Raw genomic sequence first — 19,096 nt, 5'->3', positions numbered from 1 at the left:
CGTCAGACGCCGTCCATCTCCTCCAGCTCGGTAATCATGCGGTCCACGAGGCCAAGGCCGGTCTGCCAGAAGGCGGGGTCGCGGGCATCGAGGCCGAACGGGGCGAGCAGCTCCGCATGGTGCTTGGTGCCGCCCGCCGCCAGCATCTCCAGATAGCGCTCGGCAAAGCCGTCGGCGGCCTTCTCATAGACCGCATAGAGCGAGTTCACGAGGCAGTCGCCGAAGGCATAGGCGTAGACATAGAAGGGCGAATGGATGAAGTGGGGGATATAGGTCCAGTAGGTCTCATATCCCGGGCCGAGGTGAATGGCCGGGCCGAGGCTCTCGGTCTGCACCTGCATCCACAATTCGCCCACCTTGTCGGAGGTGAGTTCGCCATTGCGCCGCTCGGTATGGACGAGCCGCTCGAAATTGTAGAAGGCGGTCTGGCGCACCACCGTGTTGATCATGTCCTCCACCTTCTGGGCGAGCATGATCTTGCGGGCGCGGGGCGTTTCCGCCTGGGCCAGCAGCCGGCGGAAGGTGAGCATCTCGCCGAACACCGAGGCGGTTTCCGCCAGCGTCAGCGGGGTGGGCGCCATCAGCGCGCCCTGCCGGCCCGCCAGCACCTGGTGGACGCCGTGGCCCAGCTCATGGGCGAGCGTCATCACATCCCGCGGCTTGCCCTGGTAGTTGAGCAGCACATAGGGATGCGCGGACGGGACAGTGGGGTGCGCGAAGGCGCCGGGCGACTTGCCGGGGCGCACGGGGGCGTCGATCCAGTTCTTCTCGAAAAAGGTGCGGGCGATGTCCGCCATGCGCGGCGAGAAGGTGCCGTAGGCGCCGAGCACGGTGTCACGAGCCTCGGCCCAGCCGATCTCGCGGCTCTCCACCTTGGGGAGGGGCGCGTTGCGGTCCCAGAATTCCAGCTTCTCCTTGCCGAACCACTTGGCCTTCAAGGCATAATAGCGGTGGGACAGGCGCGGATAGGAGCCGCGGATGGCCTCCACCATGGCGTCCACCACCTCCTTTTCCACCCGGTTGGCCAGGTGTCGGGAGGAGGCCACATCGGTGAAACCGCGCCAGCGGTCGGAGATTTCCTTGTCCTTGGCCAGGGTGTTGGTGATGAGGGTGAACAGGCGGATGTTCTTGCCGAACACCTCCGCCAGCGCGAGCGCCGCCGCCTTGCGGACCTCCTCATTGGGGTCCTGCAGCAGGTTCAAGGTGGGCTCGATGGCCAGTTCCTTGCCGTTCACCGTGAAGCGCAGGCTCGACATGGTCTCGTCGAACAGCCGGCTCCAGGCCCCGCGCGAGGGATTGGACTTCTCGTGGAACAGCTGCTCGATCTTGTCGTCCAGCTGGAACGGCTTGTCCGCGCGCAGATCCTCCACCCAGGGCCGGTAATGGGCGAGCGCCGGGTCCGCCATGGCGGTCTCCAGCGCTGCGTCGTCCAGCCGGTTCAGCTCCAGGGTGAAGAAGAGAAGATGGGTGGAGGCGTCGGTCAGGCGCTCCTGGATGTCGCCATAGAATTTGGTGCGCACGGGGTCGGAGGTGTCGCCCGCATAGATCAGGCTGCCAAAGGAGGCGATGCGGCCCAGGAGGTCGTCGATGGCCTCGTAGCGCTTCACCGCCGCGCCGAGGGCCGCGCCGGCATCGGGGCCGGCCAGCAGGTCGGCGAGCTTGCCCTTGTAGGCCTCCTCGAAGGCCTTGCACTCCACGTCCGCCTTTTCGAGGTCGGCGGCCAGCGCCGGGGACTCCATGGCCGGGTAGAGATCGGCGAGGTTCCATTCCGGCAGGGCCTCGGCCGTGCGGGCGGCGGCGGCCAGCTCATGGGCGAACAGCTCATGGGCAAAGAGGGCGGAACCGAACATGAGACCTCCGGAATCTGGGGCGGACTTTTCCCCCTGCCGGTTCTAGCGCGCCAGACGGGCCCGCTTCAACGGCGCCGGCACCGGCTGCGGTGGCAAGAGCACGTCCGCATTCCTTAGATAGGTCTTAACCATCGCACGCCAAGCTCTGTGGAGAATCACCCTTCCGGCCTTGCGCCCCCTCCCGCCGAGCGTCCCGTCGCATGATGACCTGCCGCACGTCCGCCCCCCGCATCCTCCTCGTGGAAGACGATCCCCTCGAACGGCGGCGCCTGGAGGGCGTGCTCGCCAGCCTCGGCTATGTGGTGGAGAGCGTCGGCGACGGCGATGCCGCCTGGGCGCGGCTGGTGGGCGAGCGATTCGATGCGGTGCTCACGGACCTGGTCATTCCCGGCCTCGACGGCATGGGCCTCATTGGCGCCCTCCGCCGGCGCGGCGACGACACGCCCGTGGTGGCGGCGGTGACCGCCGCCGGGCTCGATGCCGCCGCCTCGGCCATGAAGGTGGGGGCGAGCGATTTCGTGGTGAAGCCGGCCGGGGCGCTGCGCCTGAAGGTGGCGCTCGACAATGCCATGGCGCTGGCGGAGGCCCGCCGGGCCAGCGCCTCCAATGTGGTGGCCCTGCCCACCGCCCGCCCGGTGGAGGAGGAGCCGGCGGAGGCCCTCAGCCTCACCGACCGGCAAGGCCATGTGCGGGCGCTGGGGCAGATCGAGGCGGAAGCCATCCGCGCGGCAGTGTCGCTCTATGGCGGGCGCATGAGCGAGGTGGCGCGCCGGCTCGGCATCGGCCGCTCGACGCTTTACCGCCGCATGGCAGCGCTCGGCCTCGCCGCCGAGGAACCTTTGGCTGCGCTGGCGGTTGCGGCTGAGTGACAGGGTCATGAAAAGTGAACCGGCGCCGTGCCTTGTGACTTGAACGGAACGAGGCCGGCCGCATGGTAGAGGCGGTTCCGGGCACTGGCCCTGGCGGCGCGAGCCGGGGTGCCCGGTCCATCCGTCTTGGAACAAAAGGATTGGGCGCGCACCCCTCAGTTGGGTTCACACTGAGGGGCGCGCTCTGGAAAACCGGCGATGGGCGGAGCCGGGGCGTAGAATGGAGCGGCCGATGGCCGGGAGTTGCATGAAAGCCGGACCTCTTCTGTCGGTGCTCGCCGCCGCCCTCATGGCGAGCGTGGCGCCCGTCCTCGCGCAGGTCGCCCCACCCACCGGCAATGCCGGCATGGGCACGGCGGTCAATGCCGCCCCGTCCGCCGGCGACGGCGCGCCCCAGCATCTGCTGGGCGAGGCCCCGGCGCCGGGCGAGGCGAGCGGCGCCGGTGGCCCGGCCACCGCCACCACGCCGGTGGCGCCCGCCGACCGTGCACGCGCCGCCGCAACCGCGACGCCCGCCGTGCCGCTGGTTCCCCATGCCCATGTGGACGGCACCGCCCCCCGGCCCGCCGCCCCCAGCCGGGCGCAGGCGGACTTCCCCGCTGCGCCCCCGCCGGCCGCCGCCCCGAGCGGCCTTGCGGCGACGCCCGCCAATCCCGCCGGCCCTGCCCCCGCGCCCGCCGTGGCCGCCCGGCCAGAGGCCTCGCCGGTGGCGGCGGAATTGGCTGCGCTGCTCGCCCAACCCGTCACCGGCTCCGCCAGCGCCCAGCGGGAGCGGGAGGCCATGGCCGCCTTCTATGCCGCCCGTTCTTATGCGCCGGTGTTCGTGGGCGACCGCGGTCTCACGCCGCGCGGCCAGGCCGTGGCCCTGCGCCTGGCGCGGGCGGATGAGGATGGCCTGGATGCCAAGGATTATGGTCTGCCCCGGCTGTCCGCGCCGTCGGACGCCGCCGGGCTGGCGCGGGACGAATTGAAATTTGCCTCCACCGCTCTGCTCTATGCCCGTCATGCCCAGGCGGGGCGGTTCGATCCCGAGCGCATTTCCGGCTTGCTGACGCCGGTGCGGCAGATCCCCGACCCGCTGGCGGTGCTCAGCACGCTGGCTTCCGCCCCCGATGCAGGCGCGGCACTCGCCGCCTTCAACCCGCCCCATCCCGGCTACAAGGCGCTCAAGGCCAAGCTGGCCGATGCCCGCGCCCGGCCCAAGGCGCCGTCCGTGCATGTGCCGCCCGGGCCGACCCTGCGGCCGGGGGATGCGGACCCCCGCGTCTCCGCCCTGCGGGCCCGCCTGAATGTGGCTTCCGCGCCGCTGGGGGCGCAGACCTATGATTCCACCCTTGCCGATGCGGTCCGCCGCTTCCAGGCGGACAACGGGCTGGAGGCGGACGGCGTGGTGGGAGCCGCCACGCTGGAGGTGCTGAACCGCTTCGACGGTTCGCGCAGCCGGACCGACGACATCATCGTCAATATGGAACGCTGGCGCTGGCTGCCGCGGGATCTGGGCACCGCCTATGTGATGGTGAACATTCCCGAATATATGGTCCGCATCGTGGACAACGGGAAGGTCATCCACCAGACCCGGGTGATCGTGGGCAAGCCGGACACGCCGACCCCGCTGCTCACCCGCGACATGACCTATGCGGTGGTCAATCCCTATTGGAACATCCCGCCCACCATCGCCCGCAAGGAAATGGTGCCCAATCTGCAGCGGGACCCCTATTATCTGGCGCGCCAGGGCATTGAGATCACACGCAACGGCAAGGTGGTGGACCCCACCACGGTGAACTGGGCCAATGGCGCCTCCGGCTATTCCTTCCGCCAGCCGCCGGGCGAGCGCAATGCCCTGGGGCGCATCAAGTTCATGTTCCCCAATGACCATTCGGTCTATCTGCACGACACCTCCTCGCCGCGCCTGTTCGCCAACGAGAAGCGGGCCTATTCCCACGGCTGCATGCGGGTGCAGGACCCCCTGAGCTTCGGCGAGGTGATCTTCGGCATCGCCATGCGCGACGACACCTGGACGCAGGAGCGCATCGGCAAGATGTTCGGCGGCGCCGAGCGCTACCTCACGTTCAAGCAGAAGATTCCCGTCCACGTGGTTTATTTCACCGTCTGGGTGGACGAGACCGGGGTGCTGCGCGGCCGTGACGACATTTACGGCATCGACGCGAAAATGCGCGAGCTGCTGCATCTCGACACACCCCAGCACTTGGCCGCCGGCAAGCCCACTGCCGCCACCCGCTGATCCCCGCTCGATGCAAAGCCCCGCGCAGCCCTGGCCACGCGGGGTTTTTTGCGTGCGCCGGCCCGCGCAAGCTGCCCTTCGCATCTGCGAAATCAAGGGCTGGCGGGGCCGTTTGCGCGCGCGGGCTGGGGCATGAACGGCCCGTTAACGACGCTTGCGTGGAGCTGTCTCGCAAAGTTTCCGCTGCACGATTTCGCCACACTGTGTCATTAATCACACTCGCGTGACCGAGGTGAGCGGGCGGGACCCCGCGATCCGAGGTCTGGGGGCGCGGGGCGTACACACGCCCTTAACCGAACCCGACAAGACTCTTAGTGAGCTTCGCGCCGCGCGCCGGTCTGTGCGCGGCAAAGTCCGATCTGAGCCTCGGGTTCGAGACATTGCCTCTTCTTCGTCTTTCCGCCCGCTTTGCGCCGTCCAAACGCCTCGTTCCGGGCGCGCGGGCGCGGGCGGTCTTCGCCGCCATCACCCTCTTCATGTGCGGCACCACCGCACTGCAAAATGCGGTGGCCAACGGCGACACCCGCACCCTCTATCTGCTCAACATGAACACGGGCGAGGGCGGCACCTTCACCTTCAAGAAGGAAGGCCGCTATGACGAGGCGGTCCTCAAGAAGCTGAACTGGTTCCTGCGCGACTGGCGGCGCGACGAGCCCACCAATATGGACCCCCAATTGTTCGACCTCGTCTGGGAGGTCTATCGCGACGTCGGGGCGTCCGAGAGCATCCATGTGGTGAGCGGCTATCGCTCTCCCCAGACCAATTCCATGCTGCGATCCCGTTCCAAGCTGGTGGCCGAGCAGAGCCAGCACATGCGCGGCAAGGCCATGGACTTCTACATTCCCGGCGTCAGCATCACCGATCTTCGGGTGCTGGGCCTTCGCATGCAGCGCGGCGGCGTCGGCTTCTATCCCACCGCCAACACCCCCTTCGTGCACATGGATACGGGCGGCGTGCGCCATTGGCCGCGCATGACCCACGACCAATTGGTGCGCGTGTTCCCCGACGAGAAGACCGTCCACATCCCCTCCGACGGCAAGCCCCTGGCCAATTACAAGGTGGCCCTGGCGGAGCTTGAGGCGCGCGGCGGTACGGCCGGCGGGCCCGAGGAAGAGGATGTGGGGTCCGGTCTCAAGAACTTCTTCGCCGCTCTGTTTGGCGGTGGCCGCAAGTCGGACGACGCCGCCGGCGCCCAGGACATGAGCCCGTCCGAGGTGAAGGCGGCCGCGCGCAATGCCGCCAAGGGAGGCGGCTCGGGCGGCACCCAGGTGGCCTCGGTCGGCCCGGCCCAGGGCGGCGCCTATGTGGCGAGCGCCGACGACGACGATACGCCGGCCACCCCCGCGACCCCTGCCGCGGCTCCCGCGCGCGCCGGCACCCGTGCCGCGTCCAGCGCCCCGGCGGCCCCGGTTCCGCTCCCCATCCGCGCGCCGCAGCCCAAGGTCACCACCGTGGCGCTGGCGCCTGCCCCGCTGCCCTCCGCCCGCCCGGCGGAGATCGCGGCGGCCATCGTCACCGCCCAGGCGGTGCTGGCGCCTTTGCCCAACGCGCCATTGCCTTTGCGCCGTCCCTCGGTGGCCGACACCAGCCTCCAGGCGGCGGACCCGATCCAGACCGCCTCCATCCCGCCGCTGCCCGCCGTCATCACCCGCGGCACCGGCGCGCCGGAAGGTGCACTGTCCTTCGCCCCCTCCGGCGACATGATCGGCGGCGCGCCCAACACCATCTTGAGCCCCAACCTCCAGCCCATGCCCCAGCGGCCGCGGGAGCGGGCGCGCACGGCGGAGGTGCCGTTCGGCCGGGTGTTCACGGCGCACAGCTTCGCCTTCGAGCCCTATATGCGGGCGCCCGAGATGCGCGTGCTGACCCATTTCATGACCGCGCCGAAGGAAGTGGTGGCCACGGGCTTCTCGTCTGATCCCACCGCCGGCCTCTCCACCACCCGCTTCTCGGGGCCCGCCATCGCGGCGATCCCGGTCTATGCCTTCGCGCCCTCCAGCGTCCGGCTGACCCAGCGCTTCCAGTGACCTGCACGCGCTGCCCCGCCGGGCGGCGCGTGTCCTGCGCCAGCGGGTCGCCGCTGACGTGCTAAACGGCTGGTTAACAAAAAGAAAAGGCGGTTAACCTTAACGGCCGATTAACCCTGCGGGCGCACGGTCTTTCCATGACCGTCCCGATTCGCCCTGCGCAATCCAGATCCCCCCGCACGCCCCCCTGGAAGGGGCGGGCCGGCGCGTCGCTGGTGGCCCTGGCGGTGGCGCTCGGCACGTTCGCACCGGCCGTGACGCCCCATGCCATGGCGCAGGATGGCACCGGTGCCGCCTGGTCCCTGGCCGACCAGGCCTATCGGGCCTTCGCCGCCGGCGATTATGGCGAGGCGACCGACAAGGTGCGCTCGGCGCTTGCCCTCCAGCCGGACGTGGTGCGCTGGCGGCTGCTGCTCATCGACGCCCTCATTGCCGCCAACCGGCTGCCCGAGGCGGACGCGGAAGTGCGGCGCGCCCGGGCCATGGGCGTCACCGATCCCCGCCTGGCCGAACGGGCTGACATCATCGCCGAGCGCCTGAAGGCCGCCGAGACCCGGCCGCTTCCGCCGCCCGTCCCGGAGACGGCGCAGGCGGCGCCTCAGCCCACACCGCCGCAACCCGTGGCGCCTGCCGCATCGGCACCGTCTGCCGCGCCCGCTTCTCCTTCTTCGGCCCCGGCTCGCGCCCCGGCGCCGGAAACGCCCGCGCAAGGGGCGGCGTCCGCGGCGACGCGCCCCGCCGTCCCCCAGACGGCGCCTCAAGCCCCGCCACCCGCGGTCGCACCCCAGACGGCTCCTCGGACAGCGGCTCCGGCGGCTCCCGCAGCCCCGCCGCCCGCCCTGCGCCTCTCCCCGTCCGCGGTGCCCCCGGTGCCGCCGCCGACCGGTCCCGGGGCCTCCCCGTCCACGGAGGATGTGGCCTATCGGGCCGCCGATGCCGCCTATAAGGCCTATGCCGCCAAGGATTATGCCGCTGCCGTCGCCGCTGCCCGCCAGGCGGTGGAGGCCGCCCCGCAGAATGGCGGCTATCGCGCGCTGCTGGTGACCGCCCTGTCCGCCGCCGGGCGCTTTGCCGATGCCGTGCAGGCCGCCGGCGAGGGGCTGACGCGGGTCACGGACAAGGCCCAACTGCTCCTCCAGCGGGCCTTCGCCTATCAGAAGCTCGGCCGGCAGGCCCTGGCGGCGCGGGATTTCACCGCCGCGCTGCGCGATCCCGGCCTCCCCTCCGCCCAAGTGCGCGAAGTGCGCGTGTCGCTGGCCGATGCGGCGCTCGCCGCCAAGGAGCCCGGCGAGGCCCTGGCCGCCCTGGCGCCGCTCGCCCGCGAGCGCAATTATGAGGTGGCCGCCCGGCGGGCCTTCGCCCTCCAGACCCTCAATCGGCATGCGGAAGCGCTCGACGCCTTCGAGACCGGTGCGGCGACCGCCAAGACGGGAGCGGAGCGGGCCACCATGCTGCGTGGGGCCATCGGCGAACTGGTGGCGCTGAACCGCAAGGAGGAGGCCCGCCAGCGCTTCCTGGCGGCTCTGGCCGCCGGCGCCTTCGAGAGCTTCCAGCCCCTGGACGTGGCCTATCTGGCCAACCAGGTGGGGGCGGAGAAGGAGGCCCTCCTCTATTTCGACAAGGCCAAGTCCTACGGCGCGCTGCGCGGTCCGGCGACGCTGGATGCCGCCTATGTGGCCAAGCGCCAGGCGGAGAATGCGCAGGCCATCGCATTCTTCCAGCAGAGCCTGGACGAGGTGCGCGCCGGCACCCTGTCGCTGCCGCCGCAGACCGTCTTCGGCGTGCGGCGCGAAGTGGCGGATATGGAGCGCAGCTGGGGCGCCTATGCCTCGGTCTCCTACGGCGCGGTGGGCGTCATGCCCACCACCGTCATGGCGGCGCCACCTGGCGTCGGGCATGCGGTGCAGGCGGGGGCGGAGCTCTATTGGCGGCCCCCCGTCATCGGCTATCGGGACGGGGCCCTGTTCGAGGTGTTCGGCCGGGCGTTCGAGACGCTGTATGACCAGAATGACGGGGCCACGGGCTGGCCGTCGGTGCAGCTCAGCGTGGGCGCCCGGTGGAAGCCGTTCTCGGACCAGAACCTGATCCTGGAGACGAGCTATCTCTTCCCCGGCGGCAGCGCGGCGCGCACCGACTGGCTGTTCCGGGTGGCCTATTCCACCGGCGAGGGTTCCGACCTGCGGGTGGACGTGCCCGACTGGACCTATTGGCAGGTCTATGGGGAGGGCGATTATTTCGCCCTGAACCCGGAGACCATCGGCAATTTCGAGGCTCGGCTCGGCCGCTCCTACCGGCTGGACGGCATTTCCGACAAGGTGGTCCTGACCCCCTTCCTGGCCATTGGCGGGGCCTATGATTCCGTCCTCGCCACGCCCGGCGCGCTCGGGGCGGGGCCGGGCGCCAACCTGCGCATCTGGTTCCGCGAGGGGGCCTATGCGGCGCCGCGCTCCTACCTGGACTTCACGCTGCAATATCGCTGGCGGCTCGCCGGCGACGAGCGGGCGCAGGGCGTCTTCGCCAGCGCCTTCGTATCCTACTGAGGATCGCGCGCGCGGGCATAGGCGGCTCTGAGCGCGGCGGCCCCGGGGGCGGGGCCGGTCATGTAGGGGTGGAGGGCGAAGGCGATGCGGTGAACCGCCCCGCTCGCCGCCGCAAGGTCCAGCTGGGCGGCGAGGCGCACGGCATCGGCCGCATCGGCGGCAAAGGCGCCGGGCTCCAGCAGGTCCGTCGGCTTCTGGGCGAACAGTTCCACCACCAAGTCGAAGGGGCGGCCCATGGCGCGGAAATGGGCGAAGAGGGGGGCGAGGTGACGATAATTGGCGAGGCCGAACACGCCGACCCCATCCTGCACCAGCGGGCGCAGGTTCAGGTCGGCCGGCAGGCCTTGCCACAGGTCCACCAGCGTGCGGCCGGGGGCGTTGGCGCTGTGAAAGCAGGAGATGGCCATGGGGCTCGCCCTGCCAGCCTGCCGCAGCCGGCGCAGGAAGGGGACGAGGAGCGCCATCTCTTCCGGGCGCGCCCAGCTCGCCTGGTCCAGCTCATAGGGAATGTACCAGCCCGCGAAGGCGGGATGGCCGGCGAAGGGCGCGGCCTGCAGGAAGGCCACGGCACGCGCCGCCGCTCCCTCCAGGAAGGTCGCGCGGGAGCTGTCGCCGCGTCCTTCCAGCACCGGCCAGTAGGCGGGGTCATAGGGCAGGCCCACCTGCAGGCGGCAGCCGGCCGCCAAGGCGAGGTCGAGCAGCTGGATGATCAGCGTGGCGTCGAGGGCATAGTCGGTGCCGTGGCTGGTCCATTGCAGGATCAAGCTCCGGCAGCCCAGCATCCGCGCATCCGCCACCCGTTGCGCCCATTGGGTGGTGGACAAGGTGAGGTCATCGCGCCAGGGCTGGATGAAGGTGCCGTCCAGCCGCCCGGCGGGATGGCTGGGATCGCGCGTCGTCCGGGAGAGCAGGGCAAGCGTGCCGAAAGCTGCGGCGGCCAGAATGGCGCGCCGTCCGACCGGCCGGGGGCTGGCGTCGGGGCGGGCGGGCGGTTCGCCGGCTGGTGTCATGTCAGATCCACGAGCGCGGCCTTAGGGAGGCGCGGCCGGATGGCCGGAAGGGGGGAGGCGAGGGATCATGCGCATATTGTCGGTGTTCGGCACCCGCCCGGAAGCCATCAAGATGGCGCCTTTGGTGAAAGCCATCGAAGCGGAAGCTGGACTGACCTCCCTTGTCTGCGTAACCGGCCAGCACCGCGCCATGCTGGACCAGGTGCTCGGCCTGTTCCAGATCACCCCCGATTACGACCTTGATGTGATGGTGCCCAACCAGACCCTCAACGGCCTCACGGCCCGCGTGCTCGCCGCCCTTGATCCGGTGCTGGACGAGGTGCGCCCCGACCGGGTGCTGGTGCACGGCGACACCACCACCGCTCTGGCGGCGTCCCTGTGCGCGTTCAATCGCGGCATTCCACTCGGCCATGTGGAGGCGGGGCTGCGCACCTATGACCTCACCCAGCCCTGGCCGGAGGAAATGAACCGGCAAGTGGCCGACCGTCTGTGCGGCCTGCTCTTTGCGCCCACTCCGGCGGCGGCGGACAATCTGCGCGGCGAGCGGCTGGCGGGCGCCATCCATGTCACCGGCAACACGGTGATCGACGCCCTGTTCCTGGCGCTCGCCCGGATCGACGGCGACGCCGCGCTGGGCCACGCCCTCGCCGGCCAGTTCGCCTTCCTGGATGCCGGACGGCGCCTCATTCTGGTGACCGGGCACCGGCGGGAGAATTTCGGCTCCGGCTTCATCGCCATCTGCGAGGCCCTGGCGCGGCTTGCCGAGCGGTCCGACATCGAGATCGTCTATCCCGTCCATCTCAATCCCCAGGTGCGCGAGCCGGTGCACCGGCTGCTCGGCGGGCGGCCCAATGTGCATCTCATCGCGCCCCTGGATTACCTGCCCTTCGTCTATCTCATGCGCCGGTGCCATCTGGTGCTGACGGATTCCGGCGGCGTGCAGGAGGAGGCGCCCTCCCTCGGCAAGCCGGTGCTGGTGATGCGCGAAGTCACCGAGCGGCCGGAGGCGGTGGCGGCCGGCACGGTGGAACTGGTGGGCACCGATGCCGACCGCATCGTCGGCGCGGTGGGTGCGCTGCTGGACGAACCGGAGCGCTATGCGCGCTTTGCCCGCCAGAACAATCCTTATGGCGACGGGCTGGCATGCGCCCGCATCGTCGCGGCCCTGCAGGGGCGGGACAGCGCGCCCTTTTCACCGGGAGCGCGCGCATGATCGTGATGGCAAGGCCGGCCGTCGGGAGCGATCCGGCGCAATTTGAACCGAATTTGAGCCAAGTTGGCGTTCGCCGCAGTCCCTTCAGGGGAAACACGCGGCCTGACAGGCAGGACATGACCGTGGGCAAGACAGATTCTCTCTCCCTCGCACCTCGTGCGCCGGGCCGCGCGGCCGGCGCGCTGGCGGGCCTTGCCCTGCTCGGCCTCGCCTGCGCCACGACCGGATCGGCCGCGGCCCAATCGCCCATCCAGCGCCCATCCCCCCTTCAGCGCCAGGCGCAGATCCAAGCCCAGACCCAGGCCCAGACCCAGGCGCAGATCCCGGCGCCGGCGCAGCCCGCCCTCCCGGCCGCGCCCCGCGCCCCGGCATCGCCCGCGGCCCTTGCGGCCGCCATCCAGGCCTTGAGCGATGGCACCGTGGAGGTGAGCGTCGCCCTGTCGGATCTCGGCATTGTCCGGCCCATCAATCTGTCGGGCACCGATTTCCGCCGCAGCCTCTATTTGCCCGTGCCCTCCGGCATTCCCCTCAAGGATGCTGTGGTGACGCTGGACGCGCGCTATCTGCGCGGAGATGGCGGGCGCACCTCGGTGGTGGCCTATGTGGACGGCACCGCCCAATGGGCCAGCTCCCCCACCGACCCGGAGGGCACATTCTCCACGCCCATGCGCATTTCCGGCCAGCCGCGCGCCACCGGCTTCCTGGACCTGACGGTGTCCTGGGCCTCCATGGTGGCCGAGCAGGTGTGCTTCGACGACCGGTCCATCGGCAATGTGCTGGAGGTGCAGCCCTCCACCCGCCTGACCTACAGCTACGACCGCAACGCGGTGCAGGACCTCACCACGGCCTGGACCGCGCTGCCCGCCCGCACCCGCGTGCTGGTGGCGCCCGGCGCCCTGCCGAAGGAAAGCTTCGATGCGGCCTGGCGCCTGGGCACGGTGCTGGAACGCGGGGGCAAGCGCGTCACCTTCGTGGTCCTGCCAGCGGTGGGAAGCGAGGTGGACCTTGCCGGCCTCACCATTCCCGAGCCGCTGCGGGCGATCCCCGCCTTCGCCGGCCTGGCCGGCGGCGGGCACCATACCCTTAAGGACGCGGCGGAGCTGGGGGCGCTGCTGATGCTGGCCGGCCATGGCCCGGTGGTGGCCGACATGGTGGTCAGCGATGCCACGCTGCGGGGCGCGCTTTCTGCGGCCATGGACGCGCTGCGCACTCAGATGGCGGCCGCCGGGCCGGAGGCCCTCGCGGCCTTCGATGCCTGGCGGGCCACCGGCTTCACCGCCGAGCGGGAGATCAGCGGCCGCAATCTGAACATCGCCATGCTGGGCGGCCGTTCGGTGATCGCCGTGGATGCCGCCGCCGCCGGCCCCGCCTCCGGGGTGCTCTCCGACACCTGGCGCCGCACGCTGCAGGTGCCCGCCGTGAAGGTGGATGCGGCGCTGGCCCATGCCCCCGGCGATGCCCGCGGCATTCCCCTGTCCCGCCTCGGCGGCCTCTCCGCCTCCTTCGACGTGCTCGTGCGCGGCGACTGGAGCGCCACTTTCGACATCGGCAAGGCGGTGACCGCCGGCGGCCTGCCCTCGCGCCTGGACCTGGACCTGGCGGCGGCCCCCAGTGCCGCCGCGTCCGAGCCGGTGGCCTCGGTGTTCCTCAATGACTATCTGCTGGGCGCCCGCAGCCTCGGCGGCAATGGCGGGGCGGAGCGCCTGTCGGTGGAGGTGCCCTATTATGCGCTCGCCCCCGTCAACGTGCTGCGCGTGTCGTTCCAGCGCCAGCCCATGGGGGATCGCTGCCGGGAGACGCCGCAGCCCTATCCGGTGGCGGTGCTGCCTTCGAGTCGCCTGGTCTCGGACAACCAGGCCACCACCACCGACTTCGTCGGCGTGCTGGCGCGTCTGTCCGGCCCGCTGGATGTGATCGTGCCGCCCGCCTATCTCCAGGCGCCCCTGCAGGGCCTGCCCCGCGTGGTCTCGCTGATGGTGGCCGCCGGGGTCTCCCCCGAGCAGGGCCGGCTTGTCGTGGCGCCGGCCTCCGGCGCCGTGAAGCCGACGGCCAACTTCCTCGCCTTCGACGCCCCGGTGGAGGGCGCGGCCCGCAAGGTGCGCCTCGACGGCGACCGGCTCGTCCTGCTGGGCGAGGGGGAGCGCACGCTGCTGGACCTGACCGGCCTCGACCGGGTCGCGGTGGTGCAGGCCATGGCCTCCGGTGAGCGGGTGGGCCTGGACTATCGGGCCTTGGGGGCGGGACCGGGCGCGGCCACCTTCCAGCTCGGCACCGGCGATGTGGCGGTGATTTCCGACAAGGGGACGGTGGCGCAGATCAACACCACCAGTGCCGCCGAGGCGGTGGCGCAGCGGCCCTGGGACTATGTGATGATGGCCTGGCGCGAGCGCGCCACCTGGGGGCCGATCGCCGCCGGCGTCGCCATCGTGCTGTTCTTCGTGCTGCTGCTGGCCGCCCGCGCCATGCGCCGCCGGAACCGGACGGGCCATTGATGACCACGCTGGGACAACGGGCGCGCCGCCCCCTTCCTGCGACGGCGGTGCTTCGGCCGTCTGCCGGGCAGGGGTGCGCGCCGGCCCGCGGTTCCCGGGCGGGGAAGGCCCGGCCATGCTGAGCGCCGTCCTCCTCTATCCCGTCGCCTTCTATTATGCGGCGGTGGAATGGATCGCGGCCGTGGTGGCCGTGCTCATCATGATCTCCAGCCTCGATGACCTGTTCATCGACGCCTATTACTGGGTGCGGGAGATCGTCCGCGCCCTCACCATCAAGCGCGCGCCCCATTACAAGCCGCTGACGGCGGAAGGGCTGCGGGAGGCGCCCGAAAAGCCCATCGCCATCATGGTGCCGGCCTGGATGGAGGCCAATGTCATCGCGGTGATGCTCGACACCATGGTGGGCACGCTGGAGTATCGCAACTACCAGATCTTCGTCGGCACCTATCCCAACGACGAGGCCACCATCACCGAGGTGGAGCGCATGAAGCGTCGCTTCAAGCAGCTTCAGCGGGTGGAGGTGCCTCACCCCGGCCCCACCTGCAAGGCGGACTGCCTGAACTGGGTGGTGCAGGCCATTTTCCTCTACGAGCAGCAGCACGACGTGGAGTTCGCTGGCGTGGTGCTGCACGACTGCGAGGACGTGATCCATCCGCTGGAATTGCACCTCTTCAACTATCTGGTGCATCGCAAGGAGCTGGTCCAGATCCCGGTCATGTCGCTGGAGCGCGACTGGTACGAACTGGTGGCCGGCACCTATATGGACGAGTTCGCCGAGTGGCATGCCAAGGACCTGCCGGTGCGCGAGAGCCTGTCCGGCATGGTGCCCTCGGCCGGGGTCGGCACCTGCTTCTCCCGCAAGGCGCTCCTTGCGCTGTGCGAGGAAACCAACAACCAGCCCTTCAACACCGACAGCCTGACCGAGGACTATGACATTGGCCTGCGCCTGACGCGCCGCAACATGAAGTCCATCTTCGTGCGCTTCCCCGTCCATTACCGGGTGGTGCGCAAGAGCTGGTTCGGCGCCGCCGACAAGCCCACGACCATCACCATGCCCTTGTGCGTGCGTGAGTTCTTTCCCGACACCTTCCGCGCCGCCTATCGCCAGAAGGCGCGCTGGACCTTGGGCATCGCCCTCCAGAGCTGGGTGCAACTGGGCTGGCCGGGCTCCTGGGCGACCAAATACCTCCTGTTCCGCGACCGCAAGTCCATCGTCACCTCGCTGGTCTCCATCCTCGCCTATTTCGTGCTGCTGAACTTCCTGGGCTTCTTCATTGCGGCCGAGCTGGGCTTTGGGCGCGAGCGCTTCCCGCCCATGTTCGTCAACAACGACTTCATGATCTTCGTCCTGTTCTTCAACTTCATCGCCTTCACGCTGCGGGTGGTGCAGCGCATGTATTTCGTCGGGCTGCTCTATGGCTGGCAGCAGGGCCTGCTCTCGCTGCCGCGCATGGTCATCTCCAACGCCGTGAACTTCATGGCGGCGGCGCGCGCCTGGAAGCTGTTCATCGGCTCGCTGCTGTTCGGCACGCGGGTGACCTGGGACAAGACCACCCACGCCTTTCCCACCACGGCCCAGCTGGCCAAGCGCCGCGCCCGGCTCGGGGAATTGCTGCGCTCCTGGCAGGTGGTGGAGGAGGACAAGCTGGACGCGGCCCTGGAGCAGCAGGCCCAGACCCAATTGCCGCTCGGCCGCCTTCTGGTGGCGCAAGGCTGGCTGGACGACGACACGCTGGCCGAAGCCATTGCCGCCCAGGAGGACTTGCCCCGCGTGTTCCTGACGGCGGACATGCTGACGCAGCACGGCCGCGATCTGCCGGTGGAGCTGTGCGTGCGCTATCGCTGCGTGCCCATCGGACCTGCGGCGGACGGGGCGCCGCGCGTGGCGGTGGGCGGTCCGTTGCGGGGGGATGCGGTGGTCGCCTTGGCGGACGCGCTCGGCCAGCCGCCCATCCAGTGCGTCGCCCGCGAGAGCGAGATCGCCGCCGGCCTGCGCCTGCTCACCGGCGCGGTCGAGACGTTCGATGCGCAGACCGCGCCGCCGCTTCTGGGCGACATTCTGATCGCCCTCGGGCTGGTGCAGCGGCAGGCCTTCGAGGCCGCCATGGAGGATTACAAGCCCGAGCGCGACGGGCGCATCGGCGAGCATCTCCTCCATCGCGGTGTCGTCTCCGCCGAGGCCCTGCGGCGGGGGCTGGAGGTGCAGCGGGAGCGGTCAGCCGCCTGAGGCCGGCGCTCCCTGGCATGTCCGCGAACGGGCACCTGGCGCGCGTGAGGGACATGCGCCAGGGCGAAGCGTTGGATCGCGTCAGCCCGCCTTGAAGGACGCCGCCAGCGCCTCCGAATGGCGCACCAGCAGGCCGCTGTCCGAACCCACCGCCGTGAACACGCAGCCGGCTGCCATGTAGCGGCGGGCGAGCGTGGCGTCGGGGGTGAGGATGCCCGCCCGGTTGCCGGCCTTGGTGATGCGGCCGATGGCGCCCTCGATGAGGGTGACCACCGCCTCTTCTCCCTGCCGGCCGAGATAGCCGATGGAGGCGGACAGGTCCCCGGGGCCGATGAACACCCCGTCAATGCCCTCCACCGCGCAAATCTCTTCCAGATTGTCGAGGGCGGTCTGGGTCTCCACCTGCACCAGCACGCACAATTCCTGCTCGCACTTGGAATAATAGTCCTTCACCCGGCCAAAGCGGGAAGACCGCGCCGCCGAGGCAAAGCCCCGGATGCCCTTGGGCGGGTAGCGCGTGGCGGCCACCGCCGCGCGGGCCTCTTCCGCATTCTGCACCATGGGGATGAGGAAGGTCTGCACGCCCGCATCCAGATAGCGCTTGATGACCACCGCATCGTTCCAGGGAATGCGCACGATGGGATGGGCCGTGCCGCCATTCACCGCCTGGAGCTGGCTGTAGACATTGGCGAGCTCGTTGGGGGTGTGCTCGGTGTCGATGAGCAGCCAGTCGAAGCCGGAATTGGCCAGGATCTCGGCGGTGAAGTTGGACGGGATGGAGCACCACAGCCCGATCTGCTGGCGGCGGGCATGGATGGCGGCCTTGAAGGTGTTGACGGGCAATTCCACGTTTCACTCCCGGTGAAAAAAAAGGTCGGTCAGAAGATGTCCGGCTCGCTCGCGGAGGGGCCGAAGCTGGTTTCCAGGAAGTCGAAGTCGCACCCTTCGTGCGCCTGCTTGATGTGGCGGGAGAACATCCAGCCATAGCCCCGCTCATAGCGCGGCGGCGGCGGGGCGAGGGCGGCCCGGCGGCGCTCCAGTTCGGCCTCGTCCACCTGAAGGTGGATGCTGCGGGCTTCCACGTCCACCGCGATGATGTCGCCGGTCTCGACCAAGGCGAGCGGCCCGCCCAGATAGGATTCGGGCGAGACATGGAGCACGCAGGCGCCATAGGAGGTGCCGCTCATGCGGGCGTCCGAGATGCGCATCATGTCGCGCACGCCCTGCTTCACCAGTTTCTTTGGCAGCGGCAGCATGCCCCATTCCGGCATGCCCGGCCCGCCCAGCGGCCCGGCATTGCGCAGCACCAGCACATGGTCGGGCGTGACCTCCAGGTTTTCGTCGTCAATGGCCGCCTTCATGGCGGGATAGTCGTCGAACACCAAAGCGGGGCCGGCATGCTTCAGGAGGCGCGGCTCGCAGCAGCCCGGCTTGATGACGCAGCCCTCGGGCGCCAGATTCCCCTTCAGAACCGCAAGGGCGCTCTGGTCGGTGGCGGGGCGGTCGGGCGTGCGGATGACATCGTCATTATAGACTTCAGCGCCCGCAATATTCTCGCCCACGGTGCGGCCGGAGACGGTGAGAGCGTCGAGGTGCAGGTGGCCGCCGATGCGGTTCATCAGCGCGGTCAGGCCGCCCGCATAGAAGAAGTCCTCCATCAGGTAGGTGTCGCCGGTGGGCCGGACATTGGCCAAGGTCGGAACCTTGCGGCTGGCCGCCTCAAAATCGTCGAGCGTCACCGGGCAGCCCGCGCGGCGGGACATGGCCAGCACATGGATGATGGCATTGGTGGAGCAGCCCATGGCCATGGCCACCGCGATGGCATTCTCGAAGCTGTCGCGGGTGAGGATGTCCGAGGGCTTCAGGTCTTCCCACACCATGTCGATGATGCGCCGGCCGGCGTCCGCCGCCATGCGCATGTGTCCCGCATCCGCCGCCGGAATGGAGGAGGCGCCCGGCATGGTGAAGCCGATGGCCTCGGCGATGGCGGTCATGGTGGAGGCCGTGCCCATGGTCATGCAATGGCCGTAGGAACGGGCGATGCCGCCCTCGATGTCCTTCCAGTCCTGGTCGGTGATGTTGCCGGCGCGGCGCTCGTCCCAGAACTTCCAGGCATCCGAGCCCGAGCCCAGCACCTTGCCCTTCCAATTGCCCCGCAGCATGGGCCCCGCGGGCACGAAGATGGCCGGCAGGCCGGCGCTGATGGCGCCCATGATGAGGGCGGGCGTGGTCTTGTCGCAGCCGCCCATGAGCACCACGCCGTCCACCGGATGGGAGCGGATCAGCTCCTCCGTCTCCATGGCGAGGAAGTTGCGGTAGAGCATGGTGGTGGGCTTGACGAAATTCTCGGCCAGCGAGAGCGCCGGCAGCTCGATGGGAAAGCCCCCCGCCTGGAGCACCCCCTTCTTCACATCCTCCACCCGCTCCTTGAAATGGGCGTGGCAGGGATTGATGCCGGACCAGGTGTTGACGATCGCAATGGCGGGGCGGCCCACGAAGTCCGAATGGGCATAGCCCATCTGGAGAATGCGCGAGCGATGGCCGAAGCCGCGCAGATCGTCGGCGGAGAACCAGCGCGCGCTGCGCAGGGTCTGCGGTGTCTTCTTATGCTCTGGCATGACGGGAC

Annotated in this window: 11 protein-coding genes; 7 read left to right on the top strand and 4 right to left on the bottom strand. The window is 69.8% G+C overall.

The window, feature by feature from the left end:
* Positions 1-2: 2 nt before the first annotated feature.
* Complete coding sequence (locus ACT54L_RS04440; protein WP_476084318.1) at positions 3-1,850, bottom strand: M3 family oligoendopeptidase; 1,848 nt, start codon at positions 1,848-1,850, stop codon at positions 3-5.
* Positions 1,851-2,050: 200 nt separating this feature from the next.
* On the opposite strand from ACT54L_RS04440, the gene ACT54L_RS04435 reads away from it, so the two are divergent.
* The 4 genes from ACT54L_RS04435 to ACT54L_RS04420 all read left to right on the top strand — a co-directional run bounded on the left by ACT54L_RS04435 (position 2,051) and on the right by ACT54L_RS04420 (position 9,528).
* Positions 2,051-2,719, top strand: a complete 669-nt coding sequence (locus ACT54L_RS04435) for a response regulator (RefSeq protein ID WP_476084317.1) — start codon at positions 2,051-2,053, stop codon at positions 2,717-2,719.
* Positions 2,720-2,966: 247 nt separating this feature from the next.
* Positions 2,967-4,961 (top strand): L,D-transpeptidase family protein, encoded by a 1,995-nt coding sequence (locus tag ACT54L_RS04430; protein ID WP_476084316.1) that lies wholly within the window; start codon positions 2,967-2,969, stop codon positions 4,959-4,961.
* Between the two features lie 314 nt (positions 4,962-5,275).
* Positions 5,276-6,988, top strand: a complete 1,713-nt coding sequence (locus tag ACT54L_RS04425; RefSeq protein WP_476084315.1) for a peptidoglycan L,D-endopeptidase MepK — start codon at positions 5,276-5,278, stop codon at positions 6,986-6,988.
* A gap of 137 nt (positions 6,989-7,125) precedes the next feature.
* Positions 7,126-9,528 carry an NfrA family protein gene (locus ACT54L_RS04420; RefSeq protein WP_476084314.1) on the top strand — a complete coding sequence of 801 codons (2,403 nt, stop codon included), beginning with the start codon at positions 7,126-7,128 and terminating at the stop codon, positions 9,526-9,528.
* Here ACT54L_RS04420 and ACT54L_RS04415 read toward each other — a convergent pair.
* Complete coding sequence (locus ACT54L_RS04415) at positions 9,522-10,538, bottom strand: DUF4434 domain-containing protein (RefSeq protein WP_476084313.1); 1,017 nt, start codon at positions 10,536-10,538, stop codon at positions 9,522-9,524. The genes ACT54L_RS04420 and ACT54L_RS04415 overlap by 7 nt on opposite strands.
* Before the next feature lie 67 nt (positions 10,539-10,605).
* Here ACT54L_RS04415 and wecB point away from each other — a divergent pair, with 67 nt between their 5' ends.
* The 3 genes from wecB to ACT54L_RS04400 all read left to right on the top strand — a co-directional run bounded on the left by wecB (position 10,606) and on the right by ACT54L_RS04400 (position 16,470).
* Entirely contained in the window at positions 10,606-11,751 is a 1,146-nt protein-coding gene (wecB, locus tag ACT54L_RS04410) for a non-hydrolyzing UDP-N-acetylglucosamine 2-epimerase (RefSeq protein ID WP_476084312.1), read from the top strand.
* Positions 11,752-11,873: 122 nt separating this feature from the next.
* Positions 11,874-14,243 carry a hypothetical protein gene (locus ACT54L_RS04405; RefSeq protein ID WP_476084311.1) on the top strand — a complete coding sequence of 790 codons (2,370 nt, stop codon included), beginning with the start codon at positions 11,874-11,876 and terminating at the stop codon, positions 14,241-14,243.
* A gap of 115 nt (positions 14,244-14,358) precedes the next feature.
* On the top strand, positions 14,359-16,470 hold the full coding sequence (locus tag ACT54L_RS04400) for a glycosyl transferase family protein (RefSeq protein WP_476084310.1): 2,112 nt from the start codon (positions 14,359-14,361) through the stop codon (positions 16,468-16,470).
* An 81-nt stretch (positions 16,471-16,551) separates the two neighbouring features.
* Here ACT54L_RS04400 and ACT54L_RS04395 read toward each other — a convergent pair whose 3' ends face one another.
* Entirely contained in the window at positions 16,552-17,319 is a 768-nt protein-coding gene (locus tag ACT54L_RS04395; protein ID WP_476084309.1) for an aldolase/citrate lyase family protein, read from the bottom strand.
* A gap of 29 nt (positions 17,320-17,348) precedes the next feature.
* Positions 17,349-19,088 carry an L-arabinonate dehydratase gene (araD, locus tag ACT54L_RS04390; RefSeq protein ID WP_476084308.1) on the bottom strand — a complete coding sequence of 580 codons (1,740 nt, stop codon included), beginning with the start codon at positions 19,086-19,088 and terminating at the stop codon, positions 17,349-17,351.
* Positions 19,089-19,096 lie beyond the last annotated feature (8 nt).

It is taken from the genome of Aquabacter sp. DMC10 (assembly GCF_056314145.1).
The sequence above is the reverse complement of the archived record's forward strand: the minus strand, read 5'-3'. Positions and strand labels throughout refer to the sequence as shown.